Source organism: Flavobacterium sp. FG19, assembly GCF_057809475.1.
The window spans coordinates 1-25450 of the sequence record NZ_JBMDKA010000032.1; the positions used below are offsets into that span (position 1 = coordinate 1).

General features: G+C 35.1%; 23 protein-coding genes. 10 read left to right on the forward strand and 13 right to left on the reverse strand.

Annotation, left to right across the window (positions count from 1 at the left end):
* The 5 genes from ACODST_RS23630 to ACODST_RS23650 form a co-directional block, all read right to left on the reverse strand.
* Window positions 1–2512: PorP/SprF family type IX secretion system membrane protein (locus ACODST_RS23630; protein ID WP_488934557.1), on the reverse strand; the 2512-nt coding region annotated here is incomplete at its 3' end.
* Window position 2513: 1 nt separating this feature from the next.
* Window positions 2514–3995 carry a gliding motility protein SprC gene (gene sprC, locus ACODST_RS23635; protein ID WP_488934558.1) on the reverse strand — a complete coding sequence of 494 codons (1482 nt, stop codon included), beginning with the start codon at window positions 3993–3995 and terminating at the stop codon, window positions 2514–2516.
* Window positions 3992–4402, reverse strand: a complete 411-nt coding sequence (locus tag ACODST_RS23640) for a hypothetical protein (protein ID WP_488934559.1) — start codon at window positions 4400–4402, stop codon at window positions 3992–3994. The genes sprC and ACODST_RS23640 overlap by 4 nt, the downstream gene beginning before the upstream one ends.
* 96 nt (window positions 4403–4498) lie before the next feature.
* Window positions 4499–5791, reverse strand: coding sequence for a hypothetical protein (locus ACODST_RS23645; RefSeq protein WP_488934560.1), 1293 nt, complete (start codon window positions 5789–5791; stop codon window positions 4499–4501).
* Between the two features lie 188 nt (window positions 5792–5979).
* The gene (locus ACODST_RS23650; RefSeq protein ID WP_488934561.1) at window positions 5980–6432 is read right to left on the reverse strand and encodes a hypothetical protein; all 453 of its coding nucleotides are present in this window, start codon (window positions 6430–6432) and stop codon (window positions 5980–5982) included.
* A gap of 438 nt (window positions 6433–6870) precedes the next feature.
* Here ACODST_RS23650 and ACODST_RS23655 point away from each other — a divergent pair, with 438 nt between their 5' ends.
* The 4 genes from ACODST_RS23655 to recA all read left to right on the forward strand — a co-directional run bounded on the left by ACODST_RS23655 (window position 6871) and on the right by recA (window position 10121).
* Complete coding sequence (locus tag ACODST_RS23655; RefSeq protein WP_488934562.1) at window positions 6871–8019, forward strand: DNA polymerase III subunit; 1149 nt, start codon at window positions 6871–6873, stop codon at window positions 8017–8019.
* A gap of 8 nt (window positions 8020–8027) precedes the next feature.
* A complete protein-coding gene (locus tag ACODST_RS23660) occupies window positions 8028–8411 on the forward strand; it encodes a DoxX family protein (protein ID WP_488934563.1) in 384 nt (127 codons plus the stop codon).
* 36 nt (window positions 8412–8447) lie between these two features.
* Window positions 8448–8957, forward strand: a complete 510-nt coding sequence (locus tag ACODST_RS23665) for an acyl-CoA thioesterase (protein ID WP_109194728.1) — start codon at window positions 8448–8450, stop codon at window positions 8955–8957.
* 156 nt (window positions 8958–9113) lie between these two features.
* Entirely contained in the window at window positions 9114–10121 is a 1008-nt protein-coding gene (gene recA / locus ACODST_RS23670) for a recombinase RecA (RefSeq protein ID WP_073415200.1), read from the forward strand.
* 561 nt (window positions 10122–10682) lie between these two features.
* Here recA and ACODST_RS23675 read toward each other — a convergent pair.
* Complete coding sequence (locus ACODST_RS23675; protein ID WP_488934564.1) at window positions 10683–11429, reverse strand: lysophospholipid acyltransferase family protein; 747 nt, start codon at window positions 11427–11429, stop codon at window positions 10683–10685.
* Between the two features lie 152 nt (window positions 11430–11581).
* Between ACODST_RS23675 and trpS the strand changes: the two genes are divergently transcribed.
* Together trpS and ACODST_RS23685 are read left to right on the forward strand one after the other, a co-directional pair.
* Window positions 11582–12556, forward strand: coding sequence for a tryptophan--tRNA ligase (gene trpS / locus ACODST_RS23680; RefSeq protein WP_488934565.1), 975 nt, complete (start codon window positions 11582–11584; stop codon window positions 12554–12556).
* Between the two features lie 22 nt (window positions 12557–12578).
* On the forward strand, window positions 12579–12983 hold the full coding sequence (locus ACODST_RS23685) for a hypothetical protein (RefSeq protein WP_488934566.1): 405 nt from the start codon (window positions 12579–12581) through the stop codon (window positions 12981–12983).
* A gap of 140 nt (window positions 12984–13123) precedes the next feature.
* On the opposite strand, the gene ACODST_RS23690 is transcribed toward ACODST_RS23685, so the two are convergent.
* Together ACODST_RS23690 and ACODST_RS23695 are read right to left on the reverse strand one after the other, a co-directional pair.
* A complete protein-coding gene (locus ACODST_RS23690; protein ID WP_488934567.1) occupies window positions 13124–13813 on the reverse strand; it encodes a LytR/AlgR family response regulator transcription factor in 690 nt (229 codons plus the stop codon).
* Window positions 13785–14861 carry a sensor histidine kinase gene (locus ACODST_RS23695; RefSeq protein WP_488934568.1) on the reverse strand — a complete coding sequence of 359 codons (1077 nt, stop codon included), beginning with the start codon at window positions 14859–14861 and terminating at the stop codon, window positions 13785–13787. The genes ACODST_RS23690 and ACODST_RS23695 overlap by 29 nt, the downstream gene beginning before the upstream one ends.
* A 185-nt stretch (window positions 14862–15046) precedes the next feature.
* Here ACODST_RS23695 and ACODST_RS23700 point away from each other — a divergent pair, with 185 nt between their 5' ends.
* Together ACODST_RS23700 and ACODST_RS23705 are read left to right on the forward strand one after the other, a co-directional pair.
* Window positions 15047–16168 (forward strand): acyltransferase family protein, encoded by a 1122-nt coding sequence (locus tag ACODST_RS23700; protein ID WP_488934569.1) that lies wholly within the window; start codon window positions 15047–15049, stop codon window positions 16166–16168.
* Window positions 16165–16662 carry a nuclear transport factor 2 family protein gene (locus ACODST_RS23705; protein ID WP_488934570.1) on the forward strand — a complete coding sequence of 166 codons (498 nt, stop codon included), beginning with the start codon at window positions 16165–16167 and terminating at the stop codon, window positions 16660–16662. The genes ACODST_RS23700 and ACODST_RS23705 overlap by 4 nt, the downstream gene beginning before the upstream one ends.
* Window positions 16663–16698: 36 nt before the next feature.
* Here the strand turns inward: ACODST_RS23705 and dprA are convergent, their stop codons facing one another.
* A complete protein-coding gene (gene dprA, locus ACODST_RS23710; RefSeq protein ID WP_488934571.1) occupies window positions 16699–17802 on the reverse strand; it encodes a DNA-processing protein DprA in 1104 nt (367 codons plus the stop codon).
* A 237-nt stretch (window positions 17803–18039) separates the two neighbouring features.
* Here dprA and ACODST_RS23715 point away from each other — a divergent pair, with 237 nt between their 5' ends.
* Window positions 18040–19005 (forward strand): HU domain-containing protein, encoded by a 966-nt coding sequence (locus tag ACODST_RS23715; RefSeq protein WP_488934572.1) that lies wholly within the window; start codon window positions 18040–18042, stop codon window positions 19003–19005.
* Window positions 19006–19127: 122 nt separating this feature from the next.
* On the forward strand, window positions 19128–19574 hold the full coding sequence (locus ACODST_RS23720; RefSeq protein ID WP_488934573.1) for a hypothetical protein: 447 nt from the start codon (window positions 19128–19130) through the stop codon (window positions 19572–19574).
* A 45-nt stretch (window positions 19575–19619) separates the two neighbouring features.
* Here ACODST_RS23720 and ACODST_RS23725 read toward each other — a convergent pair whose 3' ends face one another.
* From ACODST_RS23725 to ACODST_RS23740, 4 genes are all read right to left on the reverse strand, one after another.
* On the reverse strand, window positions 19620–20333 hold the full coding sequence (locus ACODST_RS23725; protein ID WP_488934574.1) for a hypothetical protein: 714 nt from the start codon (window positions 20331–20333) through the stop codon (window positions 19620–19622).
* Window positions 20334–20479: 146 nt separating this feature from the next.
* On the reverse strand, window positions 20480–22759 hold the full coding sequence (locus ACODST_RS23730; protein ID WP_488934575.1) for a helix-turn-helix domain-containing protein: 2280 nt from the start codon (window positions 22757–22759) through the stop codon (window positions 20480–20482).
* Window positions 22760–22868: 109 nt separating this feature from the next.
* Entirely contained in the window at window positions 22869–23444 is a 576-nt protein-coding gene (locus ACODST_RS23735) for an OmpH/Skp family outer membrane protein (RefSeq protein WP_488934576.1), read from the reverse strand.
* 655 nt (window positions 23445–24099) lie between these two features.
* A complete protein-coding gene (locus tag ACODST_RS23740; RefSeq protein ID WP_488934577.1) occupies window positions 24100–24960 on the reverse strand; it encodes a class I SAM-dependent methyltransferase in 861 nt (286 codons plus the stop codon).
* Window positions 24961–25450 lie beyond the last annotated feature (490 nt).

Genomic DNA, 25450 nt, shown 5'->3' on the forward strand with positions numbered 1-25450 from the left:
GAAGTGCTTCTGCATCCGCTTTCGCTTTAGCATCTGCTGCTAATTTCGCCTGACGTGCTTCTTCTGCTTGTTTTACTTTTAAGGCTTCCGCATCTGCTTTCGCTTTGGCTTCTGCAGCCAGTCTTGCCTGAAGTGCTTCTGCATCCGCTTTCGCTTTAGCATCTGCTGCTAATTTCGCCTGACGGTCCTCTTCTTCAGCTTTCACTTTAGCCTCTTCAGCCTGTTTAACTTTAAGGGCCTCAGCATCCGCCTTCGCTTTAGCATCAGCAGCTAATTTCGCCTGAAGTGCTTCTGCATCCGCTTTTGCTTTAGCTTCAGCATCTAATTTCGCCTGAGCCTCTGCTGCAGCTTTGGCTTTAGCTTCTTCGGCTTGTTTTATTTTTAATGCTTCCGCATCTGCTTTCGCTTTCGCTTCGGCCGCAATAATTGCTTGTCTTGCTTCAGCATCCGCTTTCGCTTTGGCATCTGCGGCTAATTTTTCTTTTAATGCAGCCTCAGCAGCCAATTTTTCTTTTAATGCCGCTGCCGCTTTTGCTTTATTAGCAGCGTCAATAGCCGCTTTAGTTTTGGCTTCAGATGCCGCTTTGGCTTTGGCTTCTGCTGCCAGTCGTGCCTGAAGTGCATCAGAATCAGCTTTGGCTTTAGCATCAGCCGCCAATATAGATTCCATATCTGCTGCTTCGGCTTTGGCTTTAGCATCGGCTTTACGTTTAGCCTCAGCTGCATCTGCTTTGGCTTTGGCATCTGCCACTAATTTTAATCTTGCCGCTTCTGCGTCAGCTTTCGCTTTTTCTGCAGCCGCCAATCTTGCCTGTCTTGCGGCTTCTGCATCGGCTTTTACTTTATCTGCAGCAGCAAGTCTTGCTTTTTCAGCAGCCTCAGCGTCTGCTTTTGCTTTCTCTGCTGCTAACTGAGCTTGTGTTTTTTGCGGAGCTGGTGCCGGTACTGCAGCAGCTTCCTGTTTCGCTTTTGCTTCTGCGTCGGCTTTGGCTTTGGCATCAGCTGCCAATTGTATTCTTAACGCTTCTGCATCTGCTTTTGCTTTGGCATCGGCCGCTAATTGCGCTTGTGTTTTTTGTGCTGCAGATGCTGCTGGTTTGTTTGCAGCTGCCTGAGCTCTGGCCGCTGCTGCTGCATCTACTCTGGCTTTGTTGTCTGCCGCTAGTTTTATTCTGCGTGCTTCTGCATCAGCTCTTGCTTTATCAGCGGCTAATTGAGCCTGCGTTTTTTTCTGTTCTGCAACTGCACGGTTGGCAGTAGCTGTTTGTGCTCTCACAGCAGCTGCGGCATCGGCTTTCGCTTTGGCTTCCGCTGCTAATTTTATTTTAAGGGCCTCGGCATCTGCTTTAGCTTTATTGTCTGCTTCCAGTTTTGCTTTCGCTGCAGCTTCTGCATCGGCTTTCGTTTTTTCTGCTGCTGCCAATCTTGCCTGTTTTGCTTCAGCATCGGCTTTTGCTTTTGCTTCGGCTGCCAGTCTCGCCTTTTCAGTTCCGTCAACTCTCGTAACTTGTGTTGCCGCTGATTTTGGCTTTGCCGGTACAGGTTTTGGTTTTGACGGATCAATTAATGATCCTTCCTCTTCATCTCCGTAATAATAATTTCTATTTTTAAACTTATAGGCAATTGCAAATTCATGAGAACCTCCCATGTTCGTAAAATTGCCCATCCCTCTTTCATAATTGTATTCAATGGCAATACTTGGTGAAATATTTACACCTAAACCTGCCGAAATTCCATATAAAGTATTGTATCCGGCCTGTGCCCACACTCCCTGCTGTAAAGCCAGCATAGCAAGTCCTGAAATAACTGTTTTATCTTTTTTTACTTCTGTTTTAACAATTCCCGAAAATTTACTTCTGTCAAAGAAACCATAGGTATCAATATACCCGGTATACATAGCATGCAGTTCAATAGCTCTTTCCGGATCTTCTTTTACCATTCCCGAACCAAAATTGTAAAGCACCAAATTGTTAATCGATAATCCAAAATCAAGAAAAGCAGTACCGTAATTAATTCCCGGATTTACCGTAAGCAGTGTATTGGAAGGATAATCCCCGTTTAAAATTGAAGGATCATCAGAGATTATTTTTCCTTTGTCCAGTCCGCTTTGATAAGCTCCTACATTCAAACCAAAAGTTAAATTACTGTCTTCCTGCAGTACAATGTTATGAGCAAAATTAACCACTCCGCCAAATACAGTCATTAGACCATAATTTTGTTGAAATAAGCCTACTGCGAAAGCTTCATTCTCTCTGAATCGGCCTGAATATCCGGCTAAATAAGTCTGTGGTGCATTATCAAACTGAATCCATTGTCTTTTGTTATAAAAACTGGCATAAGGATTTGATTCACGAACAAAACTAAAAGTCGGGTTAATTAAGTATCTGTTAAACTTTAACGAATTTCTGATAGGTAATGAAAACGAAACAACTCCATTCTCATTTTGATCCTGAGAATAGAGTACACTTGAAAAACCGTAAAATAAAGTTATGAATAGTAAAATTTTCTTCATATTATTTAATCACAGTTATTGATCCTTTTTTTTCACCTGTGTCGGATTGAATGACATAGTAATAAACTGGATTTACATTTTTAAAATCTTTGATAAAAGAATTAAGTTCAGGATCATAATTACTGCCCACATCATCAAACATAACGTCTCCGTTTGAACTTAAAATTATCAGTTTGGTTGATGCCGTTTTATAGGCATCCGGAATATTCCAATAAGGGTAATTACCGCTTAATTTTACAATATTCGGTATAACTGTGGTTACTGCATCGGTTTCTGATGTTACTCTGAAAGTAAACTCTTTAGAAGCAACACAACCAGATTCCTGAGAAACGATTACTTTATAAAGTCCTCTTACAGCAACTTCGTAAGTGTCGCCATTTGCACCTTGTATAGCTATGTTATTTAAAAACCATTCGAATTTTGGTGCTCCGGCATCTGTTGTAACTGATACACTTAGTTTTTCACCTTCTTTAAGTTCATAGCTGTCCGGTGCGTCAATACTTGCGTTAAAACTATTGGCTTTTAAATCTATTGATCCTGAAGCTGTACAACCTCCAAAATCAACCTCAACACTATAAACTCCGGACTCCGCTGCAGTAATACTGCGGGTTGAAGCCCCTGCAATTACTTCACCGTCTTTTTTCCAGATATAACTGTTTCCTGCCGTTGCTGTTAAAACAGTTCCGGCTGCATCGCTGGCACAAAACGGATTTCCTAAACTTGAAGAAACTGAAACAGCCGAACCGCCGCTTACAGAAGAAACCGTTACACGGTTAGAACTAAAGTTTTCATCTAAACATCCTCCGTAATCAATTTGTACATAATAAACCCCTGCAGCATTAGCCGTTAACGTTGTACCGCTTTGTCCTGCAACGACAACATCATCTTTGAACCATTTGTATTTCAAATTTGGATAATTTGCCGGTGATGACGGATGATCTGCCGGAGTAGGATTGTCTATAGAAAGTGTGAAATTCCCTCCTGCACAAAAAGTAGCTGTACCATTTCTGTTATTGATATAAAAAGACTCCACAAAAGTTCTGTAATATACCGGAAAACTGGTTACGTTTTGAGAATTTCTAAACTTTGTACTGTAGACTGGAGTAGCGGTAACACTCTTAATACGCAGACTATGCGTATCAGATCCTGTTATGTTCGTTGGAATAGCAAACTTAATCGTCTGCTGCTGTAAAGCTGCATTATCGGTTACCGAAATTTTTGTAGTAGCTACCGGAGATGTAAAGTTTCCTGCATCATCTGAAAGTTCTACTTCGAAAGATGTACCTGCAGGAAAATCTACATAACTAAAGGTTGCATTGTATTCATTAAAAGGCTGCCCATCAACAATAAGTCCGGCGCAAATTCTAGGAAAACCTAATTGCTGGGGAACAATTGTCTGGGCATAGGTATTCGATTTAGTACCCAATAAAATACTAAACAAAATAAAAACTTTAAAAAAAGATAAAGTAGTTTTTTGAATCATATAGTGCGGGTTCTTGCTAAGTCGATACGCTCAAAAAACAAGATATCAATGAATGTTTCTGAAAAATCATATTTATAGTTCTCAATAATATCTTTTGCAAGAATAGAGGTTGAACCAATTAATACGTTTTCTTCACAATCTGATGACTGATTATCCTTCTCAGCGGCCATAGTAAGGCTGTCCTTGGGGGTGGACAGCCCTACTATTAACTGATTAGAATTATCTAATTTGCCGATGTTGTCAGCTGATTCGTTCTTTTGATTTGTCTCAATTACAGAAGCCGGTTTACACTCAGACACAACAGAAACAGTAGGTGTTTCTGAAGCCGATTGTGCATAAAGACTTAACGAAATAGGAGAAACCAAAAATATTATATATACAAAATATTTTTTCGTTGCTAGAGCCATTATTTTGATCTTTATTTAGTCCTTTAAAGACGAAACATAAATTGTGTCTGGGGACTTTATTAATAAAATTTACGCTAAAATAAAAATCGAAATTATTTATCTATTACCGCTTGAAGCTGTGATTTTTCCTAACTGTAATCTGTAGTCTGGTTTTTTAGGGTTAAAAATATCAATGAATGTTTCTTTGTTATCACTTTGTGAGTAAACGTTAAAGAAAACACTGTTTCCATACCAGCTCTCTAAATCTTCGTTGTTTGAATTGTATTCAGTAAAGATGTTTCCTTTACATAAGTTGAAATACATTTCCTCAAATTTGATTTTTTTAAGGTTGGCATCATTGATTTCTGTTTTGCTGTCCAACAATACCGCAGGGTTAAATCCTGAGATCACACTTCTTTTCATTTCAAGTGAAGCGTTTTCAGCAATGTATACGGCTTCTTTTACTAAACCAGCCTGAATATCTGCATTGATATTTTCACTGTCGTTAAGCATTGTAATATTGGAAGCCACAACTAAAGTTTGTTTTTTAGTAAAGTCTGTTTCGCTCTTTTTCTCGTATGATTTCACTTCCATACAACGAGATCCGTCTTTTGTACTGGAGAAATAAGAAGATCTTACTGCTAAAGAGTTATAGAAACGACATTGTACACCTTGTGTAAATTTGTAGTCATCATTGATTGATTTATAAGAAACAAATTTTGTAGCGTTTACATCGCCTCCTAAGAAACCAAATGAATCACCACCAGCGTAGCTTACCATGATATTCTCAAGGATGGTTTTGTTTCCAACACCAGCCAGTGTTAAACCGTTGAAAGTATCAACTCCTTTTACTTTTTTACCGGCAAACTCGATTCTAACGAATCTTAAGATACCAGAATTTGAAGCAACATTGTCACCTCCGTAAGTAGTTAATGACGGGTCAAGGTCCATGTTGTAAGAACCAACATTTCCGAACTTGTTAATTGGGGCATCTCCAAGAACTACAATTCCACCCCAGTCTCCAGCTTTTTTCTGACTGCGGTTTGAAGTAAACACAATTGGATCCGTTTCTAAACCGTCTGCAATAAGCTGTGCTCCTTTTGTAATTACCAATGCTCCTTTTGTTTCAAAATCACCAATAATCAAAGTTCCCGGCTCAATTGTTAAAACTGCATTGTTAGTAACATAAACGTTACCTTGCAAAACATAAATATTCCTTTTAAGCAATTTGGTATTAACAGAAATGTTTCCTGCTAAAATTTGATTTGCTTCTCCATACTCTACTTTGTTAGGCTTGAATTCGGTCCAGTTATTCAACCAGTTTGTATAGCCCATAATTCCTTTCTCTTGTTGAGCACTCATACTTGTTACTGTCAAAAGAACGCAGATCATTTGAGTAATTTTTTTCATGATAAAGGTGTGTATTAGGTTAATAATAAATTTGGGTATGCGTAAATGCAAAAACTCATCTCGAATTTTCTAATAAAATTTCAGAATAAACGAGAACGAGTTGTTGTTGTTTTCTTTTTAAAAATGTTTACCTGCTTTCGCATTTACGTAAACACCTCTAAAAAGGTTTTAAAATATTTTTCTAAATATTACATTTCATTCAATTCATTGAACTCATGTAATGATTTTAATGTGTTTTCGTAAAATAAAATAGCGGCAATCAAATTCCCTTTATCAGAGTAAGGCATCATTTTTCTCTGAAACTCTACTGTAGTATCCAGGAAAGTAGAGGTACCAACTGCCTGAGCATCTAAGATTTTTTTGTGATCACTATCGTCCGGAATACCTAAGTCCGCCATCGTAACACCCGGTTTAGTAACCAAAGCAATGTAAGGAAGAGTTTTTACTAATACTTTAATTCGTTCGATGTACAATTCCAAAAGTTCCCCTTTCTGCATACCACTCAATTCTTTTTGATCGTGATATTTACGAATAAGAGCTGTTGTACTAATAATACTTCTTGGAGCGTTTTTTGCCTGAGCAGAAACTGCTGCAGTTGTCATGATAAAAAATGCACTAAATAAAATAATTTTCCCTTTCATAAATTCTGAATTATATAATTGGTTGTTGATGAAAACAAAAATATAGAAATTAACTTAAATTGCAACTTTATTGATTTTTTTTTTCAAAAAAAAAGCTTAAAAAAACCTTAAAAACCAGTGTTATGTCGAGAAAATGTGCGTTTTAACGAGCTTTTTGTTAAATTTGTTAAAGCAGGAACCGTAGGATATTCGCCATAAAAAAAGAGCTTTTTTTGACAGTAAATAGCCAAAAAAAACGTACGTTTATCGTTTTCAGCAAAAAAATATTAACAAAAAAGTCTTGATATATGCTGAGACGGAATAATTTATTAACAAAATCCGGTTAATAGAGATCATTATTTTTTAGCAAAAATCAATCATCTTCCTTTAAATAAAATGCTGCAGATAATCTTTTAATCTAAAGTTTTTGACTCGCCCATTTTCTTCTATCTTTGTCTCATGCAATTTTCTCAAATTTTAGGTCAGGATTATATCAAGAGCCATTTAATAAAAAGTGCTTCTTCCGGTCGAATTCCGCATGCACAATTATTCATCGGACCCGAAGGAAGCGGTACATTAATTACAGCAATTGCCTATGCGCAATATATCCTGTGCAGTAATACCGGTAATGAAAATGAAAACGGAAATGATTCCTGTAATTTGAAATTTCAGAATATATCACATCCGGATCTGCATTTTATTTATCCTACCGTAACCACCGAAGACGTAAAAACCAAACCCAAAAGTTTAGACTTTATTCAGGACTGGCGAACCTTTATCCAGGAAATGCCTTACGGAGGTTTGTTTGACTGGTACAAAATACTGGGTGTTCAGAACAAACAGGGAGAAATAAGAGTTGAAGATGCACAGGAAGTTTTAAAGTCGCTTTCGCTCAAGTCTTACGAAGGAGGTTATAAAATCATGATTATCTGGATGGCAGATAAAATGAACATTGCCGCTTCGAATAAACTTTTAAAACTGCTTGAAGAACCTTCAGATAAAACCATTTTTATACTAATTTCTGAAAATGAAGAAGACATTATCCAAACCATCCGTTCGCGCTGTCAGGTAATCCATTTCAACGGACTTCCCGAAAAAGTAATTGCCGAAGCTTTGGTTTCAAGAGAAAATATTGATTCTAATTCTGCCAAAAAATTAGCCCATCAGGCCCAGGGTAATTTTAATAAAGCCCTGCATTTGTTAAAAGAAGACGACTCCGAATATCCTTTTGAACAATGGTTTGTTAATTGGGTCCGGGCCGCTTTTCGGGCAAAAGGAAACGCAGCCGCTATTCAGGATTTAATTGCCTGGAGCGAAGAAATTGCAGGACTTGGACGTGAAAGCCAGAAGAAATTTATTCAGTTTTGTATCGAAATGTTCAGACAGGCCCTTATGCTAAATTATCAGGCACCAGATCTGGTTTATATCGAACCTAAAGTGGATAAATTTAAACTCGAAAATTTTGCTCCTTTTGTAAACGGTAATAACATACATGAAATTTTCAAAGAACTTTCAGATGCGATGTATCATATTGAAAGAAATGGTAATGCCAAAATAATCCTGACTGATTTGTCTATCAAACTAACTCGTTTAATTCATAAAAAATAGTCTTCAAAATGAATAATATAGCTTCTGTTTTACTGCTTGCTTTTTTAGCTTTAACATTTTTACAATCAGGTTACGAGAAAATATTTTACTGGAAAGACAATGTTACCTGGCTTAAAGAACATTTTGCCAAAACACCATTAAAAAACCAGGTACCGCTGGCTTTACTGCATTTATTAATTTTAGAATTAATTTCGGGAATTTTAAGTGTTGTGGGAGCCATACAATTGCTAACCAACAGCGGTCGTGAATATGGTTTTTATGCCGGAATTTTTTCCTGTATCTCTTTGTTAATGATGCTTTTTGGCCAGCGATTAGCCAAAGATTACGATGGGGCGAGAACCATCGTTATTTACTTTATACCTGCTGTAATGGCAGTTTACTGGTTGAACTAAAACAACCGCAATTATTTAAATTTTCACATTAAAAAAATGAATCCAAAACATCCATCAGAATCCCTGACAATATTAACTGACTTAGTTTTACCGAGCGAAACTAATCCTTTAAACAATCTCTTCGGCGGTGAATTACTGGCCCGAATGGATCGTGCAGCAAGTATTGCGGCACGCAGACATTCACGCCGGATTGTAGTGACAGCTTCTGTAAATCATGTTGCTTTTAACAGAGCCATTTCGCTGGGAAGCGTAGTTACTGTTGAAGCAAAAGTTTCACGATCTTTCAAAAGTTCTATGGAAGTTTTCATAGATGTCTGGGTAGAAGACCGTGAATCCGGAAACCGAACCAAAGCCAACGAGGCTATTTACACTTTTGTTGCCGTAGATGATACCGGAAGACCTGTTGAAGTCCCGCCGATTGTACCGGAAACCGAACTTGAAATTCAGCGTTTCGACGCTGCTTTACGCCGTAAACAGCTAAGTTTACTACTGGCCGGGAAAATAAAACCCGCTGATGCCACAGAATTAAAGGCGTTGTTTTTGTAAACACATTTTGTGACAATTTGGAACAATTGGAAACAATGAAACTTCAAAAAAAGAAGTAATTTTACAAATTACAAAACTGACCTGTAGATTTAAGAAAGAATTTTCTTAATTTTATCCGGAAAGACCAAATAAAAATTTAGATAATTTAAGAAAAATATGAGTTCAGACAAAGAAGCCAAATTAAAAGCGTTACAGTTAACACTGGATAAACTTGACAAAACCTACGGAAAAGGAACCGTAATGAAAATGGGCGACAGAGCCATTGTGGAGGTAGAAACCATTTCTTCAGGTTCACTTGGCGTTGATTTAGCTCTTGGAGTAAACGGATATCCAAAAGGAAGAATTATTGAAATATACGGACCTGAATCATCTGGTAAGACGACATTAACTTTACATGCCATTGCTGAAGCTCAAAAAGCCGGCGGAATTGCAGCCTTTATTGATGCCGAACATGCTTTTGACAGAAACTATGCCGAAAAATTAAACGTTGATATTGAAAACCTGATTATCTCACAGCCGGATAATGGGGAACAGGCACTGGAAATTGCCGAGAACCTGATTCGCTCAGGAGCTATCGATATTGTGGTTATTGACTCGGTAGCCGCTTTAACGCCAAAAAGCGAAATTGAAGGCGAAATGGGAGATTCAAAAATGGGTCTTCATGCACGTTTAATGTCTCAGGCTTTAAGAAAATTAACCGGAACTATTAGTAAAACAAACTGTACGGTATTCTTTATCAACCAGCTGCGTGAAAAAATTGGTGTTATGTTTGGTAATCCTGAAACTACTACCGGTGGTAATGCATTAAAATTCTATGCTTCTGTACGTTTGGATATTCGCCGTTCTGCACAAATTAAAGATGGTGAAAATGTAATTGGAAACAGAACCAAAGTTAAAATTGTTAAAAACAAAGTGGCACCTCCTTTTAAAACGGCCGAATTTGACATCATGTATGGAGAAGGAGTTTCTAAAACAGGTGAAATTCTGGATCTTGCTGTTGAATTTGATATCGTTAAAAAAGCCGGATCATGGTTCAGCTACGGCGATACCAAATTAGGTCAGGGACGTGATGCCGTTAAAGCTTTAATCAAAGATAATCCTGAATTAGCAGAAGAGCTGGAAGAAAAAATTAAAGCTCATATGAAAGAATTAGCTGATGCTTAGAATTAATTAAAAATATCAAAATCAGCACTTTATATATAAAACCGGAAGCCTTTTTCTTCCGGTTTTTTTATTTTAAAAAAAATATTTTTTTTAACGCAACCTTTTTAAAACTATTGCATCTATATAAATGACATAATGTTTTATTTAGTATTAGCCATAAATACTAGGCAGCATTTTTTTATAATAAATTTGGTTGGTTGATTCGATAAAAGTCCGTTAGTTTCCTGAGATACTAACGGGTTTTTATGATTCTTTTTTAAAATTTTAATGATCTGATATAACCTTTTATGTTTTTTCTGATCTAAGCTCTTATGTTGTTAACCTGAGTTTCTATAAACTCTTCATTATCAAAACATAATAGAAAGAATGAAACAAAAGAAAGAAGTACTGCCCATTAAAAACCGAAAAAAAGTGCGCCTGAAATTTAAAAAAATAATACGCTTTATATCAGAGAAAATCATTCACAGATAAGCTTTTGGAATATAAACGGGGGTTTTTAGTTCAAAAGGAAAACCCGGCGAAATTTAAAAATCGCCGGGTTTGTTATTTTAAGTCAGTTCTTTACCTTCTCTTCTGAAAATCCAGTAAACCAGTATAAATTAGATGTCTGACTTTATCTTTAAGTTCCTTTCTATGATCCGGTGTCAGTCCTTCAGTTGCTACAAAAGGCAGAATTTTTCCACGCATTTTACCCGGGCTTCCGCTTAAAAAAGTATACGAAAAACGTTCTTTATTATCAGCAAAAACAACAGGAACAATTGGAATCTGATGATCAATTGCCAGCCTGAAAGCGCCGTCCTTAAACTCATCCAGTAAAATAGATTCATCGTCCGGAACACCTCCTTCGGGAAAAATACAAATGCTTAATCCCTGATTTAAGCGATTCTGCGCTCTTTTAAAAACTTCATTTTTACTTTTAGATGAATTTCTGTCAACCAAAATACAGGTTCTTTTATAGAAAAAACCAAAGAGCGGAATTTTAACCAGTTCTTTTTTACCTACAAAAACAAAAGGATTTTTAATAATGGCCAGCATCAGCATGATATCGGTCATTGAAGTATGATTGGCCACAATCATATAACTTTTGCCCTTAATAAGCTTTTGTTCCTTCTTTATTTTATAATAAAAACCCATTCCAAAAAGGATAAATTTAGCCCAGATACGAGCCATTTTAAAGAAATATGGATATCCTTTCTCTGAGATAATAGAAATAAGCAGTAAGGGCAGCATAATTAATATTGGAACCGCCATTAAAACGTAAAACCAAATGCGCCAGATAATCCAAAAAGCAATTTTTAATAGTTTCATAGATTCAAATGTAAGAAAACCGAAATGAATTTTATAAAAGAATTTATATTCTAACAAACTTTGCGAACTTTGCGGTTAAATTAAAAATAAACTTTGCGAACTTTGCGGTTACAATTAAACCTGCAATATTTGCGGCTACGAAAAAAAACAGAATGGCAAAAATACTTACTGGTGTTCAGAGTACTGGAACGCCGCATTTAGGAAATCTATTGGGAGCTATCATTCCTGCAATTGAGTTATCGAATAATCCGGAAAACGAATCCTTTTTGTTTATTGCTGATTTACATTCGATTACGCAAATTAAAGATGGTAAAACATTAAGAGAAAATACCTTTAGTGTGGCAGCAGCGTGGCTGGCTTTTGGACTCGATATTGACCGTGTTACTTTTTACAGACAGTCAGATGTAGTTCAAACTACTCAACTAACCTGGTATTTAAGCTGTTTTTTTCCGTTTCAGCGTTTAACTTTAGCACATTCTTTTAAAGATAAAGCAGATCGTTTAGATGATGTAAACGCCGGACTTTTTACTTATCCGATGTTAATGGCTGCTGATATTCTGCTTTATGATGCCGAATTTGTTCCGGTAGGAAAAGACCAGTTACAGCACCTGGAAATTACCCGTGATGTAGCGTCAAGGTTTAATCATCAAATGGGGGAAACTTTTGTCCTTCCCGAAGCTAAAATTCAGGAAGACAGCATGCTGATCCCGGGAACAAATGGCGGTAAAATGAGTAAATCTGCCAATAATTATATCAATATTTTCCTGGATGATAAAGCTTTACGCAAACAAATCATGAGTATTGAAACCGACAGTACGCCTCTTGAAGCTCCAAAAAATCCGGACACCTGCAACGCTTTTGCAATCTATTCGCTGTTAGCTGATGAAATACAAACTGCCGAAATGAGAGCAAATTATCTCGCAGGTAATTATGGTTACGGCCATGCGAAACAGGCTATATTTGAATTAATTACAGAAAAATTTAAAACACAGCGGGAAAAATACAACTACTATATCAACAATCTTGATGAAGTAGATACTTTGTTGAAAAAAGGTGCTGCAAAAGCTTCTATCGTTGCGGACGGAGTACTGGAAAGAGTTCGTGAAAAACTGGGTTTTGGTAAGTAAATCATGTTATTAATTGCGGTTTATGACTGTTGAAGAGGCTATAGAAGAACTTTTATATCAGAGCAGCGGACATCAGGACATTTACAATAAAAGGTGGGAGAATGGCTTTCTGGGTCAGTTAAGGCCTTTCAAAAGTGTTTTGCATGAGGAGAATTATCATTTGATTATGAAGGCTTTAAAAACACTTGCTCCGGAAATGGAAAAAGATTTTATCGACCGAAGAATCATTAGTTCAGTTTGGGCAATATGTCATTTAGCCCGGGCATGGGCTGTATATCCTGAAGGTATGCTGCAGAGTAATAAACTCATCAAACAGGAACAGATCACCCAAATTGAGGAATGGATAGACGATATCTCTTATGCCGCCTTATGCCTTCTTGACGGTGCCGGTGCAGAAGAAGCATTTTGGAATTATACAGAAGAATAAGCATTCCATTTGAAAATACTATTTTAAAAGGCCTTCTTAACGAAGGTCTTTTTTTTAGATAACTAATTTATAATTTAATATAAGATTTTACTCGTTAAAATTATAAATATAAAATTTGATTCTCTCTATAAATACTCAGCTTATACGGAGAATCTATCTTTATATTTTTCATAATTGCTTTTATAGCTTCTGCCAATCGGTAAAGAATACGTATCAATAATCAATTCATTTGTTCCATAAGCAGTTACGGCCTTTAAATTAACCAAAAATGATCTGTGAATACGTACGAAATCAAATGAGCTTAAATCCTCTTCCAGGTCACTTATTCTAAACTTACCAATTACTGACTTTCCTTCTTTTAAAACAGCTTTAATATCATTTCCCTGGCTTTCTATAAACAAAATGTTACTAAGAGCAATTTTATACTGGAATCCGCCAGATTTTAAAATAATAAATTCCTCTTCACTACTAAGTTTTTCATTTCTCAAGATTCTCTCAACTGCCTTAAAAAAACGTTCAAAAGTAATGGGCTTCAAAATATAATCAACCGCTTCAAGTTCAAATCCTTCTACAGCAAATTCTCTGTAAGCTGTTGTAAAAATTGTTTTAGGTCGTATATTGAGTGATTTTAAAAAATCAATTCCATTCAAACTAGGCATCTCGATATCCAGAAAAATCAAATCGACCTTCAGCTGTTTTATGAGTTTATAAGCTTCTAAAGCATTCGCTGCTTTTCCAGCCAGGACTAAATCATCAATTTTAGAAATATGACTTTCTAAAAGCTGGACTGCCAATGGTTCATCATCGACTATGATACAATTTACCTTCATCTGCCGGCAGTATTAATTGAACTTTAAACTGATTGTCTTTATTTGTTACTAAAAATGTGCTTTTGTTTCCGTAAATAAGCCTTAACTGTTCCTGAATTAAGGGTAATCCCAAACCTGTTTTGACGTTTTCCCGTGGAACAAAAGAATTCTCGACCCTGAAAACCGTCTTTTCTGAATCTGTTTTTACAAAAATAGAAATGAAAACTTTACCTACATTGTTCTCACCGGCATGTTTAAACGCATTCTCTGTCAAAGTCAAAAACAAAAGAGGCGGAACCACATTGCAAGTATTTACTTCCTCAAGTATTTCAAGTTCCAAACGTGAGTCATACCTCAGCTTCTCAAGCTCCGCATAATCGTTTATAACTTTCATTTCTTCTTTTACTGAAATCAATCTATGCGCGGTTTTATATAAAATATAATCCAGAATGTTTGAAAGCCGGCTTATGGATTCTGAAGTTTTCTCAGAATCAAAAACAGACAATGCGTAAATGTTATTGAGTGTATTGAATAAGAAATGAGGATTCAGCTGCGTTTTAAGCGATTTTAATTCGAGTTCTGCCTTTTCTTTGAGTAATTGTACCGAAAATTGTTTTTCGTTTCTTAAATCGAACATAAATGCTACGGAAACAAAAACAAAAGAGGCTGTCACAATTGGAATCACATAATAACAGAACAAATAATCCAAATCTGTCAGAATACTTAACAAATCGTCCTGAGGTTCATCGCTAAAAAAAGGCTCGGCTCCGTAAATTGCAAACACTCTGTTTAAAACAGAAAACAAATAAATACCAGCAGTTAAAGAAACAACAAATAGAAAATAGTGCTTTTTATAAAATATCTTTTTTATTAAAATGAAATAAATGAAATTGGCACATAAGACCTGAAAAATCAAATGACACAAATCATACGGGAAATTCATCGAAAAAAGCGGCTGTCTGTATTCAGCATAGATTTTGGCTTCTCCGATTAAGAAAAACAAAAGCCAAAAATAAAACTGAAAAACAACATTCTGCCTCAAGTCATTGTTTAAGTTACTTTTTATCATAATCCAAAAATAAAAATTCAGACAGTACATTTCCCATTTTACTGACCAACAACCTAAATTGATGATGAACGACATAAAGTGCATTTTAAACACGCTGCTAAGTCATTCATAAATAAAAAACAGCTGTCTGAACACTTCATAAAAACGATCAAAAAAAGGTTTTACTTTCGCTGAAAAATATCTAAATGCATAACTCCTCACAAAAATTTGACGGTCTCGACCATTTACGAACTCTTGCTATTCTAATGGTTTTGCTTTACCACTATCGCATGTTTGGCCATCCTGAATGGATAGACACTTATGCCCGTTTTGGCTGGACTGGTGTTGATTTGTTTTTTGTGCTAAGCGGATTTCTCATTTCAAGAACGCTTTTTCAACAAATTAAATCAAACCACAAAATTGAAATACGGGAGTTTTATATAAAACGGTTTTTCAGGATTATACCTCCCTACACTTTAACACTGGTTCTATATTTTACTTTACCATTCTTCAGAGAAAAAGAAGCCTTACCCCCGCTATGGAAATTCATCACTTTTACTCAGAATATCGAACTTGATTTACTTAATTTCGGTACGTTTTCTCATGCCTGGTCACTCTGTATAGAAGAACAGTTTTATCTTGTTTTTCCTTTAATTCTCCTGGTTATTCTGAAATTTTACCGATTAAAAACTTTAAAATACTTTCTTCTGTTTCTGCTTTTTTCTACAATCATAGCAAAAATAATTTCATGGCAGGTATTTCTGGTTCCGAATTTAGAAACAGATACATTCTGGAAAATATGGTACACGAAAATTTATTATCCAACCTACACCAGACTAGATGGTTTAGTAATTGGAATCCTGATTGCTTACTTCTACGAATACTCTCCAAATTTTAAACGCTTTCTCAATAACTATGGTAATTTGATGCTGGTTCCCGGAATTTTAATACTTGCCTTTTCCTTTTGGATTTGTAACGAACAGACTTCCAAAACGGCATCGATATTGGGCTTTACACTTGTAGCAGCTGGTTTCGGTTTCATTGTAATGTCGGCCATTTCAGAATCTTCTTTTCTATACCGTACAAAATCCTTCTGGTCTGCTCAGCTTGCCTCAATTTCGTATTCGGTTTACCTCACCCATAAAGGTATAATACACATAACCCAAAATATTCTTGAAAGGGTAAATATTGAAAAAGACAGTCATATAAGTTTGATTATTAGCCTTGTATGCTGTATCATAACAGGTATTATTATAAAATACCTGATTGAAAAACCATCATCAGAAATTAAAAATAACTTTTTAGCAGCTAAAATCCAAAAATCATGAAAAAACTAAGTTTAATACTGTTTTTAGTAATCAATCTAAGTACTGTCCAGGCACAAAAAGAAACCAAAGACCAGCAGCAGATACACCTACTACTGAACACTTTTATGCAGAGTATTGTTAAGAAAGATTCTGCCGCCTTTAATAATTTGTTTTTCAAAGGGAATGTAAACTGGATAGGAGTCCTAAATGAAAAGAGTCATGCAGAGCGTCTTAAAAAAGAACCGCTTAATACAAAAAACTATTTTACAGATACTTATAGATCTTTTATAGCTTCCATTCTAAAAGATAAAAAAAGCGAAGAAAAATTTGAAAACATAAACATTCAAAATGACGATGCTATTGCGAGTTTAACTTTTGACTACAGCTTTTGGTCAGAAGATGTGATGACAAACTGGGGAAAAGAATACTGGCAGCTGGTAAAAGTTAATGGGGAATGGAAAATTTCCAGTGTTCTGTTTTCTGTTGAAATTTCAAAATACGATCCTAAAAGCTGAACTTAAATTTAAATAAAAGTACAGAATATCAATATTTTAAATAGCCTCAAACATTTTTCCAGGTAAGGGTCTTATAACACCTTTTAATTCCATATTCAACAGTATTCCCGAGATTCTAAAAACAGGGAAATCACATTCGATTGCAATAATATCCAGAAGTTCTTTTCCTTTTCTTAGCAAAAAATCGTAAACCTTTTGTTCATCCGGTTCCAATTCTATAAACAATTGTTTCTGAACTGTTTTGGGTTCTTTCTTAATATCCCAGTTTAAAACATAAATCAGGTCAGCTGCATTGCTGAGCAGACTGGCCTTCTGGGTTTTAATCAAATTATTACAGCCCTGACTGTATTTATCGGTAACTCTGCCGGGAACAGCAAAAACATCCCGATTGTAATCATTCGCTAAATTGGCTGTTATTAATGAACCACCTTTCTCTGCAGATTCTATTACAATCGTAGCTTCACTTATTCCGGCCACAATACGATTTCGGCGTACAAAATTCTCTTTATCAGGACTGGATGTACTCCAAAATTCCGTAATGAAACCGCCATTCTCTTCCATTTTTACCATATATTTTTTATGCGATCTCGGATACACCTGATTCAGACCATGTGCTAAAACACCAATGGTCTGCAGATTATGTTCCATGGCCAGCTGATGGGCCACAATATCTACTCCATAAGCAAAACCACTAACTATAACCGGATCCAGCGGCGCTATATCTTCAATAAGTTTCCGGCAGAAATCTGTGCCGTAAGAAGTAATCTGCCGTGTGCCGACAATACTGATCACTTTCCGGTCCTGTAAATTGATATTGCCTCCTGAAAAAAGCAAAACAGGTGCATCAAAGCAATGTTTTAAACGTTCGGGATAACTTTTGTCCTGAAAAAAGGAAACAGCAACCCTGTTCTTTCTTATAAAATCAAGCTCTGCTTCTGCTTTATTAAAAACTGTTTTGTCCTTCAGATTCTTTAATAAAACGGTACCAATTCCGTCAATTCCTGCCAGCTGATTCACTTTTGAATTAAAAACGGATTCGGCTGTTCCGCAATGATTCAGGAGTTTCTTAGCTATAACATCACCTACTCCTTCCACTTTCATTAAGGCTAATAAATAAAACAAATCCTGATCTGATCTCATATTAAAAAATATTATGTAAAATAGAAAGAAAAAGCAATTCGAAAACAGTCTGCAAATATGCTAAAAACAATGTAAATTCCTAATAAAAAATTACATTTTTAGCAAAATACATTTATCTAAGATGATAACTTAAAGCTTAAACACCTGTATTTTAACTATATGTAAAATTTTATGAATTGTTAATAAAAATTGTGAATAAAATTTTGATAACTATATGCATTACCTAACTTTGCTGATATGAAAATTGAAACTTACATAGCACAGTTATTATATCGTTATCAGTGTGTAACGGTTCCAGGGTTTGGAGCATTTTTAACCGAAATTCAGTCAGCTCAGCTGAATGAAAGCAGTAATTCGTTTTTTCCGCCCAAAAAGACAGTTTTTTTTAACAGCCGCCTGAAAAACAATGACGGACTGCTGGCAAACCATATTGCCCAGTCTGAAAACATTTCATACGGTACTGCCGTAAATGCGATTGCTTTTGAAGTACAGAACTGGAGACAAACACTGGAAGAAAATGGTGCTATAAGTCTCAAAAATATTGGAGATCTTCGTCTTAACTACGAAAACAACATTGTTTTTACTCCAAATGATCAGATTAATTATCTAACGACTTCTTTCGGATTGAGTCCGTTTGTTTCGCCATTAGTTAAAAAGGAAATCTTTGAGAAAACCATCGAAAAACTTTCAGAAAAAGAACCAGTTTCCTTATATGAAAAAGAAGAAAACAGATCTTCAAAACCATGGCTGAAATATGCTGCCATTTTTGTTTTGGGACTTGGCATTACAGGAAGTATAGGATATCCGTTATATCAAAATCAAATCGATGTACAGACTCTGGTAGTAGAGGGAAATGTACAGAAAAAAGTTCAGAATAAAATTCAGGAAGCCACTTTCGTTATTCAAAATCCGCTTCCTGCTGTAACCATGGATGTTGATTCTGCGAAAGTAGAAACAGCCGAAGAAAAAGTAATGCCTTATCATATTATGGCCGGTGCTTTCCGAAGCGAGGCAAATGCCAGAAAAGCTTATAACCAGTTAATCAAAGATGGTTATAAAGCCCGAATGCTGGGAGAAAATAAACATGGCCTTTTTCCTGTTTTATATGGCAGTTATGCTACTATGTCTGAAGCAGAAAAAGCACAAAAAGAAATTCAAAAAGGAGAAAACCCGGATGCCTGGATTCTCGTTGAAAACCTTTAAAAAAAAAATCCTATTCCCTGCCGAATAGGATTTTTTTTGTCTTATTCTGTTATTTTAAAATATTCTACAGGTCCTCTCTGCGGCCAGCATCAATTAATTTAGTTTTTAACTAAACTAAAACAATGATGAATACAACAAAAGCCTTATTAATTCTGTTATTCTTACTGAAGTCATCGTTCTTTTTTGCCCAGCAGACTGCTCAGGAAGAAAAAAAACAGGAATCTGAAATTAAACTGAGATTATCCGAAAATCACAGGTTTCTGGATGATAAAATTTCTGAATTAAAAAATCTTCTCAAAGAAACTGAAAGACAGAAAAAGGAGTTTGAAACCAAAAAGAAAAACCTGCTTACATCAGAACATAATCTAAAAAAGACAAAAGAGAAAATCAGTGATCTGGAGCTTGCCAATCAAAAAATTGAAAACAAAATAACGACCACTTCTGTTTCCGAAGAAGAAATTCAAAAACAAAAGCTTAAAACTAAGCAAAACGAGGTAGATATTCAAAAACTAAAAATAATGCAGATTTCGCAGCAAAAAGAGCTTGAAAAAGCACTTTCTGATATCTAATAGAAAAACAAAAAACGCTATTCAGGCTCTGATTAGCGTTTTTGTTTACCGTGGAACAATAACAGCATCCTGGAAAAGAATTTCTCTGCCCTTTTCATAAATCTTTAAAGTGGCGGGAGGTGCATCTGAGGTTCCAAGAACAATGATATAACACTCATACACATAATTTCCGTTCTTAAACTCAAATTTACTGTTGCCTCCGCTCCCTTCCGGAATCCATTTACCGTTAGAAATTATTAAATCCGGTTTTTCATTCATTGCCTTTTTCAAAGACCAGGAAGCATATCGGCAATTTTGATTTCCCAAATCATCAATCCTGATTCTAAATTTGGAGGTTTCTAACACAAAAAGCGGTTCTTTAAAATTAGCTATGCTGGAATGCAGTTTCTTTTTCTGAGAAGCGATCAGTTTTGCTTTAAGCGTATTCTCAAAAGCAGATTGGTAATTTATAGTTTTTAGCTTCCCGTCAGTATCAAGCCAAATTGTTCCGTTATTGAGCATAATACCCCGCCAGCCCATTTCTGACCAGTCCTTTGCAGGGTTTGAAGAGACAATTTCTTTCTTTAAACCGGCATCAAAAATATCAGAATATCTCTTTACAAATTCTTCTTTATTTTTAACTGAAGGAATAGGATTATCTCTTCTTAACGGATAAGAAATTATTTTTGCAACTGACTCTTTATCTTCTTTTTTAACGTTGTTGATAAAAGTTTGAATAAACTTTTGATATTCTTTTTTAAGCTCCTGCCCCCGACACATTTTTGACAGAAAGAACAGCTAATACAATGTATATGAACTTTTTCATATTTTCTATTTTACATAATGTTTTTATAACTACTTCTAAAAATTAGATTATTACAACAAGTTACAAAATCTTCTCCGCGTCGCATAAAAAAAGTCTAAAATCAGTTAATACTTGCCTTGAACATTTTCAATTCATCCCATGTAAATTCTTCTCCGTATTTTTCTTTTAACGGACTTAAGGATTCCTCATCATAAAACTCAAATGCTTCACGAAGAGCAAGAATTTTATCATAAGGCAGTACATCTGAAATGTCTATTTTTTTTGCCTGAATTAGTTTTACCAGATGCGATTCTACTGTCTGTACAGTAAGTTTTCTGATGCGTGCAATATCTTCAATTGAATTTTTGGCCAGCCAGAGTTCATGAGTTTCTTCCACAGTAGTCTTTTTTTGGCCTTTTTCGGCTGTTTTATCCACTTTTTTAGACGAATAACGTACAACAGTCTCTTCAACCTGAAACATGTCTGTATTCGCCATTTTATGTTCTTCTCTTATTTTAGAAATTTTATCTGTTTTATAATTTTTGATTGCCGGCGATGTTAAACTTTCTTTGCTGATTGTTTCACGGGAAACCACAATATCTACAAGCAGTCTGGCTTTCATCAAACGTAAAACAGCTTTGGTCTGCAAATCGTCCAGCAGAGATAACTCTTCGTAAAATTCTTTTACTTTTTTAAATTTCTGAATTTCAGCCATTTTATTTAAAATATCCAAAACCAATCTGTCCATTGGTTTAAAAAAGTAATCATAAGCCGCCGCTACTCTTTCCTGCACAAACTTTAAATCTACCGTTTCTCTGCTGAAAATTTTATTGAGCTGCTGAATAAATTTCTGCGAAGGATCTGTCAATGCTTCAATGGTATCCATACGCTTATGCGCCCAGGCTGAGTGTTTTGATTTCTCTGAACCGGCGGCATTCTCATTGTAACTAAAACGATGATTTCGCCATTCCTGTGCTAAGTCTGCCCAGTTAAAACTGTCTATCAGATACTTATGAATAAAATTCTTAGTTTCGAAATGCAGCGAATTTTTCAAATCGTTCTCTGTTGCTTTGTTTAAAGCATAATCCATTACATCCTGATCGTTAGAAAGCCCGTTCATCTGCATCTTAGAAAGTAAAATAAGCCCTTTTAAGGACGTTAAACGAGAAAGTGCTACATAGGCCTGCCCCGGAAGAAAAACCTGCGACACATCAAGCGCCGCTTTCTCAAAAGTTAAACCCTGGCTTTTATGCACGGTAATTGCCCAAGCCAGCTTAACAGGATAATGGGCAAACGTTCCCAAAACCTCCTCTTCTATTTCTTTTGTTAGTTCGTTTACTTTGTAACGGATATTTTTCCATTCATACTTTTCTACTTCAATAGTTTTGTTTTCTTCCGGAAAATGAACAAAAATTTCCTGATCTGAAAGTGATTTTACGACCCCCATTTTTCCGTTAAAATAGCGTTTCTCAAAAGACAGGTCATTCTTTACAAACATTACTTGTGCTCCTACTTTGAGTTTCAGGTTTTCTTCTACCGGAAATATTTTTTCAGGAAAATCACCCACTACAAATGGCTGATAAGCAAATTCATTTCCGGCTAAATCACTAATCGCCTGTTCATTGATTGTATCGGCTTTAGCGTTATGTGTAGTCAGGGTTATATAACCCGGATTGTTCTTTAAATCAAAATCGGGCTGTACATACTGGTTTAAAACTTCAATATCTTCCTTTGTGATCTGATTATTACGGAGATTATTTAAAACCGAAATAAAAACATCATCACTTTGACGATAAATTTTGGATAATTCAATATACAAAGGCGGATTCTGCTGAATTACATGCGAATGAAAGAAAAATTTTCCTTTGTAATAATTACGCAATACACGCCATTCCTCATCACGAATTACCGGAGGAAGCTGCAGTAAATCACCAATGAAAAGTACCTGAACACCGCCAAAAGCCTGTGTATTTCTTCGAACAGTCTGCATCATAAAATCGATAGCATCCATCAGGTCTGCCCTGAGCATACTGACTTCGTCAATAATCAGGAGTTCCATATTACGGATCACATTTCGCTTTACATTGTTCATTTTGAAATGCCTGCGCAGGGAATCTTTGTTTTCAAATTTCACTGTTTCTGTAAACTGTGAGCTTTCCTGATACGTAGGTAAAAAAGCAGAAAATGGCAGTTGAAACATAGAATGAATAGTCACCCCTCCGGCATTTAAAGCCGCAATTCCCGTAGGTGCCACCACTACCGTATTTTTATGTGTAGTAGCAATAATTTCGCGCAATAAAGTCGTTTTTCCTGTACCCGCTTTGCCAGTCAGGAAAATCGATTTTTGTGTTTGATTTATAAATTGTAAAGTATAAGCAGCTGCTTCGGAAACATTTTGCATTGGGCAGGTATTAAACGTCAAAAATATGGCCTTTTCATAAAAGAAAAAAACCTAAATCCTGGTGTGGATTTAGGTTTTTCAATTTTAGTTTTAGTTAGTTTGGTAGTTTTTATTTTTTAGCTTCTTCTGTTTTTGCAGGAGCTTTTTCTTCTTTTGGAGATGATTTATACTTCTCATTCAAAGCTTTAGTAACTTCTTTTGTAATGTCGTACTTATCTTCAGCGTATAATACAGTAGCTGCATCACCCGTTCCGTAGATATAAGAATAACCGTTTTTCTTACCGTATTCTTTGATGAATTTTTTAACTCCGCTTACAAGAGAATCCATTTCTACACCGCTCTCTTGTTGTAATTGCTGAGATAATGCCTGCTGAGCATAACCTAACTGCTGCTCTCTTTTTTGCAATTCAGCTCCTCTCTGCTGTGCCCATTGCTGGCCATTTGCCTGTGCCTGGCTTTGAAAATTAGCTGCATCCTGCTTGAAACGATTAATTTCAGCCTGTAATTGTCTTCCTTTTTCTTCTGCCTGAGCTTTGTATTTAGCCTCAAGGTCTTTTGCTTCAGTATACTCTTTCATCAAAACTGAAGTATCTATGTAAGCTGTTTTTACTTCCTTAACTTCCGTTGCTTTATTACACGAAACAACTAAAATTGAAAGTGCGATAATTGCTAATGCTTTTTTCATTTTCTAAATTTCTATTTTTTTATTGTATGAAAGACAAAAATATAAAAAAATAAATAGCACCAACATAAAGTTTAAAAAATGCTATAATTTTATGATATTACTATTCTTTATGGATAAAAATAAAATCATAAAATATCATTATTAAAAACGACTTTCACAGCGTTTGTTTAAGCCGTTTTATTAAAAAAGAGAACACAAACCCTCGTCTCTCTTAAGAAAGCGTCTTAAATGCACTTATTTTACGTTTTAGTAGTTTTTTAAAACCTAAATCTGCCCCAAAAACTTTTCTTGCGTTTTAGATTGAAATTTGATCAAAAAAAAGAGGACTTTAGCCCAAATAACTGTTCATTTTTTAAATTCAGCCTTTTTTCTTTTTTTATCCTGAAGGATTTTAAATTTTCATTTTAGTGAACAAAAACTAAAAAGCAAAAACCTGTTTTTTTTATTCGGCAGGATTTAAAATTTTAAAATCTAAAAAAATGAAGAAAAAATCCAAAAACAGCAGTAATTTCAAGGTATTAATTTTCTTTATGGATACAAAAAAAGCTATAAAATATCACTATTAAAAATGACTTTCATAGCTTAAATTAGAGCTGTTTTCTCAACAAAGACAACACAAACCCTCAACTCAGTCAAAAAAACGTCTTAAATGCGCTTATTTTGCGTTTTGGTTGTTTTTCAGCACATAAATGTGAGAGGAATACTCTTTAGTACCGGATGCTTTCAAATTTGATTTTAAACCAATAAAAAATGCGCGGATAAAATTCATTTTTCCTGTTTTATATTTTTCAGAAAGAAGACTCACATAATATGAATCAAATTTCATTGGAAGCACTTTTTCTAATTTCATATCTACTTTTTCGAAAAGTGATTTTATCGCTTTTTTCGAAAAATGCCAAAAGTGAATTGGTACGTCAAAAGCGGCCCAAAATTCCCCGTAATGTTTTGCGTCGAATGATTTGAAATTTGGAACCGCAACAATTAATGTTCCAGTTGGTTTTAAAAGACGCTTCAATTCTTGTATTTGGAATTCTAAATTTGGAACGTGTTCCAAAACATGCCACATCGTAATTACGTCAAAAGAATTATTTTCCAGCTGACTGATTTCTTCAACAAATGAAATTCCTTTTTGCTTTGCAATATTTTTTGCCCGATCACTTGGTTCAACTCCAATTACATTCCAGCCATCATTTTTTGCCGTCAATAAAAAATCACCCGTTCCGGCTCCAATGTCTAAAATTTTTCCTTTTTGGGATTGTTCCCTATTAATTAAATTCAGTTTATTTTTTAAAGCGATGCCTTTTACAAAATGATAGGCTTTTTCAAAAACAGAACGTTTGTTATCAGTATGCGAAATATAATCTTCGCTTTCGTAATATCTTCCTAAATTTTCTAAATCCGGCTGCGGAGAAGTAATCAGCATATCCAGATTTTCATCATAGTATAAATCGAAAATTTCTTTTGAAACAGAATGGTCTTTTACAGTAAGAAAATGTTTTTTGTTTAAAACGTCCATTTTTAAATTCTAGTTATTTTTTGGTTTAATTGTATAACAAATCCTAAAAACGAAAATCTTCATTTTTAGGATTTCTATTTTTAATTCTTAATTCGTCCAACTTATTATGACGGTCTGAATTATTTCACTTTCAATTCTGGTATCTGAAAAAATTTCAAAACCATTTTTGATCTAAAACAATAAAGGGGATTTGTATTTTTTGCCGTTTTGTTTTTTACCATTTTCATGATCAATACCCCATTCATTCAAAACATTAAAATTGTTATTCATTTCTTATAATAAAAAAGTTTCATAACCTTTTACTTCAAATGAATTATCCATCATAAATCAGAACATAGTTTCTTACTTTCTAAAAAAAGTAAATATCCAGCCTTTCATTTTTTTATCCCGCAATAAAGAGATGTTTTAGATATATTCAACTTTCTAAATACATTTCAAAATCCTAAAAAAAATTTCAGAACTTAATTATAACGAATATTCATTATTGCGA